Below are 14,644 nucleotides of genomic sequence, written 5' to 3'. Positions count from 1 at the left end.
GTAGCCAGTGTTTTTAAAATCAATTAATGGAAAATGCAAGGAATATTGATGAGTCTCGAAAAAGAAATAAAGACAGCTAGGAAAGAGATAGTATCTGACGGGTATGATATGTCCTTGGGTGAGGTCATGAATTTGTATAAAGATGGTGAGCTAAGGATAAACCCTGAATTTCAAAGGCTATTTCGTTGGGATATTACTAGAAAAACAAGGTTCATTGAGTCGATATTGTTAGGCATCCCGATACCCCCAATTTTCGTTTTTCAGGACAAAGATGGAAATTGGGAGTTAATTGATGGTCTTCAACGTCTTTCAACTATTTTAGAGTTTACAGGGATTTTAAAAGACCCAGAAGGCAAGAAAGTAGAGCCCAGTACACTTGAGGGGACTAAGTTTTTGCCAAGCCTATCTGATAAGCGATGGCAGGTATGGGTAGACGGGGATGCTGCGATTGATAAATCGATGCAAATGCAGGTGAAACGGGCTAGGATACGCGTTGAGATTTTGCTTAAAGAAAGTGATGAAAATGCCAAGTATGAGCTTTTTCAGCGTTTAAATACAGGGGGTGCACAACTATCACAGCAGGAAGTTAGAAATTGTATCGCTGTTATGATTAATCCTGATTTGTATAATCTTTTGATTAAGCTTTCCAAAAATGATGATTTTGTTGAAACGACAAATCAAACAGAGAGCGCTGTAGAAAAGCAGGCAGGGGTTGAACTTGTTCTTAGATATTTTGCATTTAAGCACCACCCTTATACAAATGGTTTAGATGTTCATGAGTACCTTGACTCTGCGCTGGTAGAAATATCTAAGAATGAAGAAATTGATTGGGAAAAAGAGGAGGAAGAGTTCGATAAAACATTCAGCTTGCTAAATGAGTCACTGAGTGATAAAGCATTTAAACGCTGGGATGGTAATAAGTTTAGTGGGAAGTTCTTAATGTCACTTTATGAAACTATTGCCTTTGGTGTTTCTCAAAATATCGATGAAATTACTAATCAGGGTAGAAGCGATCAAAAGGAGTTTGTCATTTCTAGAGCGAAGGAGCTTTGGACTGACCCTGTTTTCGAGAAAAATTCTGGTGCAGGAGTGAGAGGGACAACACGCCTTTCAAAGCTCCTTCCAATGGCTAAAGGTTTCTTCAAGCCATGAGTAAAATTAGAACGATTGACCAGCTTCAAACTATCTTGGATGGTGAGTTTTCATGGCGATTGAAAGAAATTGCAAATTTAAAGATTGTTGTTCGGTCGTCTGATAAGCTCAGCAGAAACACAGCCGTCAGAGCTGCAATACCTTTGTTGTATGGACATTGGGAAGGTTTTATAAAAAACGCATCAACGCACTACTTAGACTACGTAAATGGACAGTCATTAACTTATAGAGAGCTGAAGTCTTGCTTTGTAGTTTTTGGTGTTAAAAGAAGAATTAATGATTTGGTTAGTTCTAAAGATTCTTCTGTCTCTATCGCTACTTTAGATTTTTTACGGGATGAGCTTGATGAAAGAGCGAAGCTGAAAATTGAATCGGCGATTCGGACTGAATTTAACTTGAGTTCAAAGGTATTTGCTAATATTGCTAAGTCCATTGGTATTGATACTCAAGGTTATGAATCCAGGTACCACCTCATCGACGAGAGTTTGTTGAACAGGAGAAACCATATAGCGCATGGTGAATATTTAGATGTCGACTCAGAAGGGTTTCGAGAGTTAGCAGATGAAATACTTTATTTGCTACGTTCATACAAGACAGATATAGAAAATGCGGTCTCGCTTGAAGAATATAAGCTAAGTGCATAATAATTGCTTCCAATGTAATGTCAAAAACCGTATTTTTTATTACTCGCTGCGCTAAAGTGCTAATAAAAGCTGTTCCTTGGGTGCAGCTGGAAACGTTATTCTTGTCTTCATGCTAATTGCTATAATCACATATTGCATCAGCCGCATTTACAGTATGTATATAGGGGTTAGTTAGGTTTGTTAGTTATTTTAAAAGTGCAGTGGTTTAAGTTTGGCTGGATGATGTTTATTGTTTTAATTGTAAAGGGAGTGTATAGGCGTGGTTACGAGCAAGTTATGAACCTACTTTTCCTCGGCACTTCCGCCGGTGTGCCTACCAAACAACGCAACGTCTCCGCCATCGCCTTGCAAGAGAGCAAGGGCAAGGGCTGGTATCTGGTCGATTGCGGGGAGGGCACTCAGCACCAGGTGTTGCACACCAGGCTGTCGTTTCATTCGCTGAAGGCCATTTTGATTACCCATGTGCACGGCGACCACTGCTACGGGCTGCCGGGCATTCTGGCCAGTGCGGCCATGGGTGGGCGCACGGCGCCGCTGACCCTTGTGGCACCCAAGGGTATCCAAACCTGGCTGGAAGCCACCTGTGCGGTCACCCAACTCTGCCTGCCCTTCGCGCTGGAGTTCATCTGCGCCGATGACCTGCCCAGCATCGAGTTCGAGAACATGGCGGTGGAAACGAGTGTGCTTTCCCATCGCGTGCCGTGCTACGCCTATACGTTCACCGAGCGCAACGTGGAGGCCGCCTTGGACGTGGATAAATTGGATCGGCACGGCATTCCCAGAGGGCCGTTGTGGGGGCAGTTGAAGCAGGGGAGGGAGGTGGCATTCGAGGGCAAGCCGTTGCGCAGCCAGGATTACCTGCTGTTCAAACACGCCGCCAGAAAAGTGGTGATTGCCGGAGACAACGACCAACCCGAGCTGTTGGCGCAAGCCTGTGCCGGGGCGCAGGTGCTGGTGCATGAAGCCACTTACACCGAAGCAATGGCCGAGAAAGCCGGTGAGGTAGGGCATAGCTACGGCAGGCAGGTGGCGGCGTTTGCCGAGCAGGCCGGCTTGCCCCACTTGGTGCTGACCCACTTCAGCCCCCGCTACCCGCTCATTTCCCATACCGTGCCTTCCATCGCGGACATCCAACGCGAGGCACAAAGCGTTTACTCAGGCGCGCTCTTCCTGGCGCAGGACTTTAGCGAGTACCACCTGGATAAAGCGGGCCATGTCACCGAGCAAACCCGCGAGCCGCCTTGTTAAGCGTTGCTTGCAAGTGAGTTTGGCGTTGGACTTGGCGGTGCGGTCTCGGCATAGTGCTGTGCAGATACGTACGACTTAAGTCGCCGGTGAACAGGCGGGCGTACCCTAGCATTCCACTTTGAAAGGCCATGACCAGCATGTCTGAGCAAGACAGTATCTATGAAAGCATCGCGTCGCGCATGAACGGGTTTCTGTACCGCTGCCGCAACGATGAGCACTACACCATGCTGAACCTGAGCGGCAGGGTTCAGGAACTGACCGGCTATGCCATCGACGATTTGATCGATAACCGCCTGCAATCCTACGTGGCGTTGATCTACGCTGAGGATGCGCCAGGGCTGGATCAGGCCATCGAGCGCGCCATCGACGCTGACAAGAACTGGCAAGCCGATTATCGGGTGCGCTGTAAAGATGGCCGCCTGCGCTGGGTGAGCGAGTACGGCGGTGCCGTGAAAGATGGCGAGGGCAACGTCATCTACCTGGAAGGGGTGGTCACCGACATTCAGCAGCGGCGGCAAAGCGAGGAGCAGCTGAGTGCCATCAGCCGCGACATTGCCACCGAAACCGAGAAAATTGCCCATTCACTGAAGATGCTGCAACTGCTCAGCATCAACGCGGGGATCGAGGCAGGGCGGGCAGGCGAGGCTGGCAAAGGCTTCGCGGTGGTTGCCGAACACGTGCGCCGCCTAGCGGATGACACCAGCAGCTCGGCAAAAGTGATTACGGGATTGATGAAGCAATTGAGAGAGCTGCAGGGTTGAGAGAACGGAAGGATGAGCGGATTTTCGCACTGAAAGGGATAACGTCATGCGTAGTTTCGATCTGAGCGACGAGAGCGGCGTACTGAGAACGTCCATCGCCGTCACGCTGGTGATTGCGGGGCTGGGCATCGGCTTTGGCCTGATGTCCGGGTCGTTTTCGATCATGTTCGATGGCATCTATGCCCTGGTGGATGCCAGCATGAGCCTGCTTTCGCTGCTGGTGGTGAACCTGATTACCTCGTTCGTGTCGTCGAAAGGGCTGTCGCGCAAGCTGAGGGAGCGCTTTTCCGTGGGCTTCTGGCACCTGGAGCCCATGGTGCTGGGGGTCAACGGCACGCTGCTGATTGGCGTGGCGGTGTATGCCCTGGTCAACGCCATCAGCAGCCTGCTGGAAGGCGGGCGCGAGCTGGAGTTTGGCTGGGCAATCGTTTATGCGGTGATTACCCTGGTGGCGTGTGTTGCCACCGCTATCGTGGAGGCCCGTGCCAATCGCCGTATCGGCTCTGACTTCGTGCGGCTGGACGTGCGGGGCTGGATCATGTCGGCAGGCATCACGGCGGCGCTGCTGGTGGCGTTCTCGCTAGGCTATCTGGTGCAGGGCACGTCGTGGGAGTGGGTGTCGCCCTACATCGACCCGGCGGTGCTGGCGGTGGTGTGCGTCATCATCATTCCGCTGCCGATTTCCACCGTGCGCCGCGCGCTGGCGGATATCTTCCTGGTCACCCCGAGCGCCTTGAAGCAGCATGTGGATCAGGTGGCACAGGCCTTCGTGCAACAGCACGGGTTTACCACCTACCGCGCCTATATTGCGCGGGTGGGTCGCTCCAGGGAAATCGAACTCTATTTTATCGTCCCCGCCGATGCGCTCCCGCGCACCATTGGCGAATGGGATGCCCTGCGTAACGAAGTCAGTGACTTGCTGGGCGACGAAGGGCCGCACCGCTGGCTGACGGTCGTGTTTACCGGAGACCTGGAGTGGGCGGATTGAGGCAGTGGCATGGCCATAACTGCCGGATGTTACCCATGATGAATGAACCCAAAGGAGACACCCCATGCAAAAGGTAAGAATCGATCTGGTATCCGATGTGGCCTGCCCGTGGTGTGCGATTGGCTATCGGCGCCTGGAGCAGGCGTTGGAGGTGCTGGCTGGCGAGATCGAGGTCGAGCTGGTCTGGCAGCCTTTCGAACTGAACCGGGACATGCCGCCCGAGGGCGAGCCGATTCTGGAGCATCTGTGCCGCAAGTACGGCAAGGATGCGGCCACCATGGAACAGTCCCAGCGCGAGATCATGGCCGCCGCCGAAGCGCTGGGCCTGAATTTCCGTGGCGCGCTGGAGCGCCGGGCGAACAACACCTTCGCCGCGCACCGTGTGCTGGCCTGGGCCGGCACGCAGCACCAGGAAACGGCGCTTCAACTGGCGCTGTTCGAGGCCTACTTTGGCGAGGCGAAAAATCCCGCCGACCCCTTGGTGCTTCGCGAAAAAGCTATCGAGGTGGGGCTGGACGGCGACACCGCCGAGGCCATCGCCCGCTCCGACCAGTACACCGAAGAAGTGCGTGAGGCAGAGCAGCGCTTCATGGACATGGGCGTCAGTGCCGTGCCGGGCTTCATTCTCGATGGCCGCTACCTGATTTCCGGCGCCCAACCCGCCGATGTGCTGGTCGATGCGCTGCGTCAGGTGGCCGAGGAAAACGCCAGCGGCTAATGTGTGGGAAGCGCTGCCTGAAGTATGTGGCATCGGAATCTTGTGGACGACGAAGGTCTGCGCCGCTGGCTGACCGTCGTGTTTACCGGAGATATGGAGTAGCCAGGTTGAGCTTTCACAACCAACAATGCAACGAGTAAGGGAGTCATGATGCCAAGGATGCAAATGCGCCCGCTGATGGCCAGCTTGTTGGCGCTCTTGGGGCTATGGATAGCGCTACGTCCATTACCGGATGCCGCCGTTTCTCTGTCGATCGCTCTGGCTGGTCAAGAGGACATTTCTTCAAGCGTATTGATGGCTCAGTTTGTGCATTTTTTTAGCAATAGTTTGATCGGGCTGAGTCTTATTCTGTGGCGTGAGGCATTGAGCCGATGGCTGGTGCCGCAAGGGTCAGGTGTATTGGTAAGCCCCCGAGCTTGCATGGCGGTGGGGACAGCGCTCATGGGTATTTATTTTATCGCTGCTGGCACGGTGCTGTTGGGGGAGTTTCTCGCGCAACAGCGGCCAAACGCTAGCGCTTACTTATTAGGGCGTGGGGGGACCTCCGTGGTCGTGGGAGCCGTTTTGCTTTTAAGCTCAGCGGGGGGCAGCCGGTTATGGGCGCTACTGTTAAAACTGCGAAGTGCCGGATGGCGGTAAGCATGTGAGCCTCTGATAGAGTCCGAAGCCTTGTCTGCTGCCTTCGCAATACACTCTCTTTCTTGTGACCAAAAGGTGGAAGTGCATCCATGAAAACCATCGGCTTGATCGGCGGCATGAGCTGGGAGTCCACCCAAACCTACTACCGCCTCGTCAATCAGCATGTGCGCACGGCGCTGGGCGGGCTGCATTCTGCCAAAGTGGTGCTGTACAGCGTGGATTTTGCCGACATCGAGGCGCTGCAGCATCAGGGCAACTGGGAGGCGACTGCCGAGATATTGGCAGCGGCGGGCAGCGCGGTGGGGGCAGCAGGGGCCGATTTTCTGGTGCTGTGTACCAACACCATGCACAAGGTTGCCGAGCCGCTGGAAGCGGCGGTCTCCATTCCGCTATTGCATATCGCCGATGCCACCGCCCGGGTGCTGCAGCGCCAGGGCATTACCTGCGTAGGTTTGCTGGGCACCCGGTTCACCATGGAGCAGGCGTTTTATATCGAGCGTTTGCAGCGCCACGGTATCGAAGTAGTGGTGCCTACCGAACCACAGCGCGAGCGTGTGCACACGGTGATCTACCAGGAGCTGTGCCTGGGTGTGGTGAAAGCAGAGGCCAAAGCCGACTACCTGGAGATCATCGAGGCGCTTGCCGAGCGCGGCGCGCAGGGGGTGATTCTAGGCTGCACCGAAATCGGCCTGCTGGTTCAACAGGCCGACACTCCCGTGCCGCTCTTCGATACGACCGAGATCCATGCAGAGCAGGCGGTGCAGTGGGCGCTGGAAAGCCGCTAGCGAGATTGGACTTCCAGGCGCTGTGTCACTCCAAAAACGCCCGCAGCGTATCGCTGGCTTGCTCGATGGCCACCACGCCATCCAGGTGGCCTCGGTTGCCTTCCAGCGTTTCTAGCGTCACCTCAGTACCGTCAGCTTCGATCAGCTCGGCGGTGCGGCGTACGCCCTCGGGGGCGAAGACCAAGTCGTTCTCGCTATACAGCATCAATGTGGGGGCTTCGATGGCGGCCAGCCCCGCTTCCAGCGAGTCGCCGTAGCCAGCCATGAAGGTCTGGTTGGCGCGCACTAGGTAGAGCAGGTGGTTGGCATCGGAAAGCGCCGCACGGGCGGCGGCGATGTCATCTAGGGTTTGTTCGATGGCATAGCGGGCGGTGATGTCCTGGGCGGGGTCGCGCGCGTCGTCGGCCCAGTCGCGGTTGAACGCTTCGTTGGCCCACTGCCAGTGGTTGGCATTGAGCGTCACCAGCTTCAGCGCCTCTTTAAGCCCGTCGGTGGGCGGTTCGCCGTCGTAATAGTCGCCTTCGTTCCAGCGGGCATCCAGGCGAATCGGCGCGGCCCAGGCGCTGAGCGTGGCCAGCAGCCACGGGTCGGCCACACCGCCACCAATCACGGGAATCAACCGCTCGACTCGTTCAGGGTAAGCGCTGGCCCACTCGATGGCCTGCAAGGCACCCATGGAAGCGCCCATGACCGCATGCAGTGATTCAATGCCCTGGCTTTCCAGCAGGGCGCGCTGCACCTCGACAAAATCACGGATGGTCACGACCGGAAAATCCATGCCCCAGGGCTCGCCAGTATCGGGGTTAAGGGTGGCAGGCCCCGTGGTGATCACGTTCGGGTCGTTCGCCCCCAAATTGACCAGCGTATCGGATGAGATGATGTAGTACTGATCGGTATCCAGTGGCTTGCCAGGGCCAATGATGGCATCCCAGTAGCCGGTAGCCTCACCCTCGGCCTCGTAACGGCCTGCGGCGTGGCTGGTGCCTGAGAAGAAGTGCGTAATCAGAATGGCGTTATCGCGTGCCTCGTTCAGCTCGCCGTAGGCTTCCCAGCCCACCGCCACGTTGGGAATCGTCTCGCCGCCCTGGGTGGTAAAGCTCTCGATCTCGAACCGCTGCTTCTCGACCACGCCATCCCAGGCCCATAAGGGCGTGGCTAGCAACAGGCCAAGGCCGGTAAACGAGGCGGTCGTTACTAGCGCGAATGGTTGCTTGCGTCGCATGCGCTTTCCTTTTTTGAGGGGTTATTGTGATTGTTGTAGGGCTGCTTTCCGCAGCCACTCCCTCAGCATAGTCAGCTTCAGCCCACCTTGAACGGATTCAACCCATTGGCCTGCTGCATCATCATACGTTTGGCAAACGGTACTCGCTCGGCGAGGTGCAGGCTGAGATCACCCAGTTGGCGGAGCGGCTTGGCCCCGGTGAAGAGGTGGTGGAAGCTATCGGTGGCGGCAATCATCGCCTGGTTGGCCAGACGCCGGTGGCACTCGAAACGGTGCAGGCTGATGTGGTCGCCAGGGTCACGGCCTTTGATGATCAGCTCGGCCAGGGTGTCGGCGTCGTGCAGGCCGATGTTCAAGCCTTGACCTGCCAGCGGGTGCACCACGTGGGCGGCGTCGCCGATCAGCGCGAGCCGTTTGCCGATGTAGCGTTTGGCGTGCTGGCGCTTGATGGGGAAACTGGCCCGTGCCACCACCCGGGTCAATTTGCCCAGCCGTTTGGGGAAGGTGGTTTCAATGGCGTGTTGCAGGGCGTCGTTGGAAAGCTGTTCGCGGGCCTTGGTGGCCTCATCGCTGTCGTACCACACCAACGAGGCGCGGTGGCCGGGCAGCGGCAGCATGGCCAGCGGGCCTTTGGGGGTAAAGTACTGCCAGCTGACATCCTGCTGGGGCAGCTCGGTCTCGACGTTGATGATCATCGCCCGCTGGTGGTAGTCGTAGCTGCTGGTGGAGATGCCTGCCAGCTCACGCAGGGTTGAACGTGCGCCATCTGCGGCCACCATCAACCGGGCGCTGAGGGTCTTGCCGTTGTCCAGCTCCAGCAGCCGATGGGTGCTGGCGGCCAGCGTACTCACCGGGGCACACTGGGTGTAGCAGGTGACGCTGGGAAGCTGCTCCAGGCGCTGCCAAAGGGCGTACTGCAGGGCGCGGTTTTCGATGAAAATACCGAAATCGTTCATGCCGCTGTCGTGGGCCGAGAACAGCGAGTGACCGCTGCCATCCAGGTTGGAGACATCGATGTGCCGGAACGGGCAGCAGCGCTCTCCCGGCAGGACCGCACCGCTGGCTTTCACGAACGCCAGCGAGCGGGCGTTGAGTGATGAAATACGCAGGTCGTAATCGCCGCTGGGGGGCGTGGGAGCGCTGGCGCGCTCTACCAGGCCAACCGACATGCCCGCCTGGCCCAGCCTGGCCGCCAGGGCCGCGCCCACCATGCCGCCACCAACAATGACAATCTCGTGATCCCACTGCATGAGAGGCTCCTTAATCCGCTATCGAGGGCACATTGCATGTGCTTATATTGTCCTACAGTATCGTTGACTTGTCGCAGTATTGCCTAGGGTGATCCATTGACGCAGGCCGTGGAAAGTGTCGAAAAACGTGAGAGCAGCCAGGTGGCCGGGGAAGCACTGGCCGCCTTTATCAGGCGCTACCCCAAACTCTGGGTGATTACCGGGGCGGGCGTAAGCACCGACAGCGGAATCCCCGATTACCGCGATGCCGATGGCCAGTGGAAGCGCCCGCCGCCGGTGCAGCACGGCGATTTCATGAGTTCCTTCGCCGTTCGCCAGGGCTACTGGGCGCGAGCGCTGGTAGGCTTCAAGGCCATGCGTGAAGCCCAGGTGAGCGGCGCGCATCGTGCGTTGGCGAAGCTCGAGGCCATGGGCCACGTGGAGCTTCTCGTCACGCAAAACGTTGACCGGCTGCACCAGCGGGCGGGCTCGAAAAAGGTGATCGATCTGCACGGCAGGGCAGACGTAGTCGCCTGCATGGCCTGTGGCTACCAGATGATGCGCCACGCCATGCACAGTGAAATGGCCCGCATGAACCCCGCCTTCGCCGCGCTGGAGGCCCGCCACGCGCCGGACGGCGATGCGGATCTAGAAACCGATTTCTCCAACTTTAAAGTATTGGACTGCCCGCGCTGCCGGGGCATCCTCAAACCGCAGGTGGTCTACTACGGCGATGTGGTTCCTCCGGCGCGGCGCCTGGCAGCTCAGGAGGCGCTGCAACGTGCCGACGCGGTGCTGGCAGTGGGTACGTCGTTGATGGTCTATTCCGGCTACCGGTTCTGTCGTGATGCCCACGCCATGGGCTTGCCCGTGGCCTCGCTGTCGTTGGGCGTGACCCGCGCCGATGCATTACTGACCCACCAGTGGCGCGCACCGCTGACGCCGGTATTGGAGCAGGCAGTGGCCTGCTTGCAGAACGCTTAACGCGCTTTAGATACCCAAGGGTTGCTCTCGCTCCACAGCCGCCAGGGGGCGTCGCGGTCAGCGGGCTGGGCGTAATCGATGCCCACGCGTGGGCCGCTGGCAACGGCGCCGGGTGGTTCGCCCGGTGAAATCCATAGCCCGTCCGTGGGGTCGTCGCGTTGCGTCATGTCGTGGCCGTAGAGGGCGTTGTCGATACGCAGTGCACGGGTGAGTTTGCCGGGGCCGTTGCTGAGGTTGCGCCCCGCCACGCTGCGCCATGCCCGCATGGCAGGCTCGCCGATCACCGGCTCTACCGCTCGAATCAGTACCGCGCAGGGGTTGCCTTCCGGCTGTGTCACCACGTTCAGCAGCCAGTGCATGCCGTACACCAGATACACGTAGGCGTGGCCGGGTGGGCCAAACATTGCCTCGGTGCGCGGGGTTCGGCGCCGATGGGCATGGCAGGCGGAATCTTCCGAGCCCCGGTAAGCCTCGGTTTCCACGATGCGTGCTGCCATGAGTTCGCCATCGAGCTGGCGTACTAGCAAACAGCCCAGCAAGTCGCGGGCGACCTCCAGCGTATCGCGATTGTAGAAGGCCTGGGGCAGGGGAGTGAAAGCCTCTTGTTCCATCGGTAATTTAATACGGGTTAAAGCGTCTCTATGCGGCATGCTATCGCCCATTACTTGAGTAAGCTGCTAGGGTATTCTGTAGGCCATTCATTGAACAGCGGAGTTGCCCGTGCTGACTTTCGAACACCAGTTCGCCACCTTGCCAGAACCGCTCTGGGCGGCCTGCCAGCCCACGCCCGTGGCGCAACCCAACCTGATCGCATTCAACGAACCCTTGGCCGTGGCGCTAGGCATGCAAACGCGGCCCGACGATGCCACGCTGGCCCAATGGTTCAGCGGCAATCGGCTACCGCCAGGGGCCGAGCCCAGAGCGCTGGGCTATGCCGGGCATCAGTTCGGTAATTTCGTGCCTCAGTTGGGCGATGGCCGGGCGCTGCTGCTGGGGGAAGTGGTGGATCAGCAGGGCCAGCGGCAGGACGTGCAGCTCAAGGGCAGTGGCCGCACGCCGTTTTCACGGGGCGGGGATGGACGCTCGCCGCTTGGCCCGGTGCTGCGGGAATATCTGGTGAGTGAGTTCATGGCCGCCGTGGGCGTGCCCACCACTCGGGCGCTGGCGGCCGTGACCACGGGGGAGCGCGTGGTACGCCAGATGGCCGAGCCGGGGGCCATCCTGACCCGCGTGGCTCGCAGCCATATCCGCGTGGGCACGTTCCAGTTTGCTGCCGTGCGTCGCGATGAAGCCGCGCTGAAAGCGCTGGCCGACCATGTGATTGCTCGCCACTACCCAGAAACGGCCAATGCTGACGATCCGTACCTTGCCCTGCTGGAAGCCGTTACCGCCCGTCAGGCGGCGCTGGTGGCACGCTGGATGAGCCTGGGCTTTATTCATGGCGTGATGAATACCGACAACTGCAGCATTGCTGGCGACACCATCGATTACGGCCCCTGCGCGTTTATGGAACAGTTCGACCCGCAAAAGGTCTTCAGCTCCATCGATCAGGGCGGGCGCTACGCTTTTAACCACCAGCCGGGCATCGCCCAGTGGAACCTGGCCCGCTTTGCCGAAACCCTGCTGCCGCTGATGGGGGAAGAGGGCGAGGCCGTTGTAGAGCAGGCCACCGAGGTGCTTCGCGGCTTTACCGCTCGTTTTGGCGCCGAACAGCGCCGCCTGCATGCCGACAAGCTGGGCCTTGCCCCGGAAAGCGATCACGCCGTGGCGCTGATGGAGGCATTGGAAACCCAGATGCATCAGGGCCGCATGGACATGACCGCGACGTTCGACGCGCTGACGCACTATGCCAAAACGCTGGGTGCCCAAGCCTTGAGCACGGACACGCCAGCCCACTCCCAAAAAGAGGCGCTGCTGGCGCTGACCACTCAGCCAGATGGCCTTGCGGCTTGGCTGGCCGACTGGGAGAACGCCCAGCAAGCCAGCCGAAAGAATGAGCGCCTGGAGGCCATGCGCCGCGCCAACCCGGTGGTGATCCCCCGTAACCACCGCATTCAAGCGGTGATCGACGCGGCAACAGAAGGTGATTTCGAGCCTTTCCACACGCTGCTCGCGGCGGTCACTCAGCCCTTCGATGAATCTGAAGCCGCGCGCCAACTGGCAGCCCCTGCCACGGCCAGTGAGCAGGTGCTGCGCACTTTTTGTGGTACGTGACGGCGGCACACCCTGTGATAAACTGTGCTTTTTTACAGGTAAGGGCGGAGGCAAGGTCGGCCTGTGCGCAAAATCATTCACTGCGACTGTGACTGCTTCTATGCGGCGGTCGAGATGCGCGACAACCCCGCGCTGGCGGAGATTCCCATTGCCATTGGCGGCAGTGTGGAGCAGCGCGGGGTGGTGGCCACCTGTAACTATCCTGCCCGCGCGTTTGGCATCCACTCCGCCATGCCCATGGCTCAGGCGCTCAAACGCTGTCCTCACCTCACGGTGATTCGTGGCGATATGGCTAAGTACAAGGCCGTGGCACGCCAGGTGTTTGCCATCTATCGCGATGTCACCGAACTGATTGAGCCGCTCTCGCTGGACGAAGCCTTTCTGGACGTCTCGGACGTCACGCAGTATCACGGCAGCGCCACCCGCATGGCAGAAGCCATTCGCCAGCGGGTGAAAGAGCAAGTCGGCATTACCGTGTCGGCGGGGGTGGCACCCAACAAGTTTCTCGCCAAGATCGCCAGCGACTGGCGCAAGCCCGATGGGCTGTTTGTCATCACGCCAGACGACATCGACGCCTTCGTGCAGCAGTTGCCGGTGAAAAAAATTCATGGGGTGGGGCCGCGCACCGCTGAAAAGCTGGCCGAACTGGGGATTCAAACGGGGGCGGATCTGCGCGCCCGGCCGCTGACCGAGCTGGTGGAGCGCTTTGGTCGCTTCGGCCATCGGCTGCACGAGCTTAGCCACGGGCGAGATGAGCGACCGGTCAAGACCCACCGCGAGCGCAAGTCGATCAGCACCGAACAAACCTACTCTCGGGACTTGCCGACCCTCGACGCCTGCCGCCATGAGCTGCCAGAGCTGATCAGCGATCTGGAGCGCCGCTACGCACGCCTCGACCCGGCCCCCGCCGTGCGCGGGCTGATGGTGAAGGTGAAGTTCAACGACTTTACCCAAACCACCGTCGAACACGCCGACCCGGCGCCCGATCTGGAGCAGTTCGAAACCTTGCTGAACGTGGGCTGGGCCAGGGGTGAACGCCCCGTGCGCCTGTTGGGGGTGGGGTATCGGTTGGCGGAAGAGACGGCTGCCCAGCAGCTCTCGCTGTTTTAATTAGCCGGTTAATCCTTGGGTGGATTGACGGGTACTCGGGCTCGCGTTAAAACAGTTGTATGATAGGGCTTGCGTGATAGCCCTTATGTGATCGCCCCCGAACCGCCAGATGACCCACGAGCCCGCCATGCCTGCCGATGCCACCCAACGCCCCCGTTTAGTGTTTGCCCATGCCAACGGCTTTCCCGGCTTGAGTTACCGCAGCCTGTTAGACCCGCTGGCGGAATCGTTCGATGTTCACCCGCTGGACCGCTTGGGCCACCACCCGGATTACCCGGTGAACCACAACTGGGGCAACCTGGTAGAGGAGCTGTTGAGCTACCTGCCCGACACCGATGCACCGCTCTTGGGGGTAGGGCATTCGCTGGGCGGCACGCTGATGGCCATGGCTGCCGACAAGCAGCCGGAGCGTTTTCGCGGTGTGATCATGCTCGACCCGCCGCTGATGCTGGGGCCAGACGCCTGGGCCATGAAAGCGGCCAAACGGTTTGGGTTCATGGACCGTATCACCCCAGCGGGTAAAACCAAGGGGCGGCGCACGGTGTGGCCCAGCCGTGAGGCCATGGCGATGTCGCTGCGGCGGCGAGGGCTGTTTCGTCGCTTTACCCCCGAGGCACTCAACGACTACATTGAAGCAGGCACGCGACTATTGGACGACGGCAGCGCCGAGCTGACCTTCGACCCGCGCATCGAGCTGGAAATTTTCCGCCACCTGCCGGATCACCTCTCCGGCTTGCCCCAACGGGTAGGCGTACCCGTACAGCTAGTGGCCGGGCTGGAGTCGCACTTGATGACGCCATCGCGGGTCAAGCGCATCGCCCGCCGGGGGTTGCCGGTCAGTACGGTGCCGGGCACCCACATGTTCCCCATGGAGCACCCGGAGGAGACCCGCTCGGCGATCCTGGCCGCGTGGCAGCAGTTTCAAACAGCGCCATCATAGGGCGCTCAAG

Annotated in this window: 14 protein-coding genes; 11 read left to right on the top strand and 3 right to left on the bottom strand. The window is 58.9% G+C overall.

The genetic code is table 11. The features are described 5' to 3' along the window. The first annotated feature begins 48 nt into the window (after nt 1–48). The 7 genes from HSS18214_RS0108595 (at nt 49) to HSS18214_RS0108565 (ending at nt 6,935) form a co-directional block, all read left to right on the top strand. A complete protein-coding gene (locus HSS18214_RS0108595) occupies nt 49–1,152 on the top strand; it encodes a DUF262 domain-containing protein (protein ID WP_016914885.1) in 1,104 nt (367 codons plus the stop codon). Beyond that, a complete protein-coding gene (locus HSS18214_RS18710; protein WP_081195301.1) occupies nt 1,149–1,796 on the top strand; it encodes an MAE_28990/MAE_18760 family HEPN-like nuclease in 648 nt (215 codons plus the stop codon). Before HSS18214_RS0108595 ends, HSS18214_RS18710 begins: the two co-directional genes overlap by 4 nt. A 276-nt stretch (nt 1,797–2,072) precedes the next feature. Further along, the gene (locus tag HSS18214_RS0108590; RefSeq protein WP_016914884.1) at nt 2,073–3,044 is read left to right on the top strand and encodes a ribonuclease Z; all 972 of its coding nucleotides are present in this window, start codon (nt 2,073–2,075) and stop codon (nt 3,042–3,044) included. Nucleotides 3,045–3,181: 137 nt separating this feature from the next. Then, nucleotides 3,182–3,805, top strand: coding sequence for a PAS domain-containing protein (locus tag HSS18214_RS19660; RefSeq protein WP_040460946.1), 624 nt, complete (start codon nt 3,182–3,184; stop codon nt 3,803–3,805). A gap of 46 nt (nt 3,806–3,851) precedes the next feature. Then, complete coding sequence (locus HSS18214_RS0108580; protein ID WP_016914882.1) at nt 3,852–4,793, top strand: cation diffusion facilitator family transporter; 942 nt, start codon at nt 3,852–3,854, stop codon at nt 4,791–4,793. A 64-nt stretch (nt 4,794–4,857) separates the two neighbouring features. After that, the gene (locus tag HSS18214_RS0108575; RefSeq protein WP_016914881.1) at nt 4,858–5,511 is read left to right on the top strand and encodes a DsbA family oxidoreductase; all 654 of its coding nucleotides are present in this window, start codon (nt 4,858–4,860) and stop codon (nt 5,509–5,511) included. A gap of 728 nt (nt 5,512–6,239) precedes the next feature. Beyond that, complete coding sequence (locus HSS18214_RS0108565; protein WP_016914879.1) at nt 6,240–6,935, top strand: aspartate/glutamate racemase family protein; 696 nt, start codon at nt 6,240–6,242, stop codon at nt 6,933–6,935. 25 nt (nt 6,936–6,960) lie between these two features. Here HSS18214_RS0108565 and HSS18214_RS0108560 read toward each other — a convergent pair whose 3' ends face one another. Together HSS18214_RS0108560 and HSS18214_RS0108555 are read right to left on the bottom strand one after the other, a co-directional pair. Next, nucleotides 6,961–8,157, bottom strand: a complete 1,197-nt coding sequence (locus HSS18214_RS0108560; RefSeq protein ID WP_016914878.1) for an E22 family MetX-like putative esterase — start codon at nt 8,155–8,157, stop codon at nt 6,961–6,963. A gap of 77 nt (nt 8,158–8,234) precedes the next feature. Then, nucleotides 8,235–9,407, bottom strand: a complete 1,173-nt coding sequence (locus tag HSS18214_RS0108555; protein WP_016914877.1) for a UbiH/UbiF/VisC/COQ6 family ubiquinone biosynthesis hydroxylase — start codon at nt 9,405–9,407, stop codon at nt 8,235–8,237. A gap of 96 nt (nt 9,408–9,503) precedes the next feature. On the opposite strand from HSS18214_RS0108555, the gene HSS18214_RS0108550 reads away from it, so the two are divergent. Further along, nucleotides 9,504–10,370 carry an NAD-dependent protein deacetylase gene (locus tag HSS18214_RS0108550; protein ID WP_016914876.1) on the top strand — a complete coding sequence of 289 codons (867 nt, stop codon included), beginning with the start codon at nt 9,504–9,506 and terminating at the stop codon, nt 10,368–10,370. On the opposite strand, the gene HSS18214_RS0108545 is transcribed toward HSS18214_RS0108550, so the two are convergent. After that, nucleotides 10,367–10,981, bottom strand: coding sequence for a DNA-3-methyladenine glycosylase (locus HSS18214_RS0108545; protein ID WP_016914875.1), 615 nt, complete (start codon nt 10,979–10,981; stop codon nt 10,367–10,369). The genes HSS18214_RS0108550 and HSS18214_RS0108545 overlap by 4 nt on opposite strands. A 109-nt stretch (nt 10,982–11,090) precedes the next feature. Between HSS18214_RS0108545 and HSS18214_RS0108540 the strand changes: the two genes are divergently transcribed. The 3 genes from HSS18214_RS0108540 to HSS18214_RS0108530 all read left to right on the top strand — a co-directional run bounded on the left by HSS18214_RS0108540 (nt 11,091) and on the right by HSS18214_RS0108530 (nt 14,634). Continuing rightward, a complete protein-coding gene (locus tag HSS18214_RS0108540; RefSeq protein WP_026001822.1) occupies nt 11,091–12,584 on the top strand; it encodes a protein adenylyltransferase SelO in 1,494 nt (497 codons plus the stop codon). 63 nt (nt 12,585–12,647) lie between these two features. Next, complete coding sequence (gene dinB, locus HSS18214_RS0108535; RefSeq protein ID WP_016914873.1) at nt 12,648–13,694, top strand: DNA polymerase IV; 1,047 nt, start codon at nt 12,648–12,650, stop codon at nt 13,692–13,694. Between the two features lie 127 nt (nt 13,695–13,821). Further along, nucleotides 13,822–14,634: an alpha/beta fold hydrolase gene (locus HSS18214_RS0108530; RefSeq protein ID WP_016914872.1), complete on the top strand. Its 813-nt coding sequence runs from the start codon at nt 13,822–13,824 to the stop codon at nt 14,632–14,634. The last annotated feature ends 10 nt before the right edge of the window (nt 14,635–14,644 follow it).

The sequence above is a fragment of the Vreelandella stevensii S18214 genome (assembly GCF_000275725.1).
GTDB lineage: Bacteria > Pseudomonadota > Gammaproteobacteria > Pseudomonadales > Halomonadaceae > Vreelandella > Vreelandella stevensii.
Note: the sequence above shows the minus strand (reverse complement) of the source record. Positions and strands in the feature narration are given on the sequence as shown.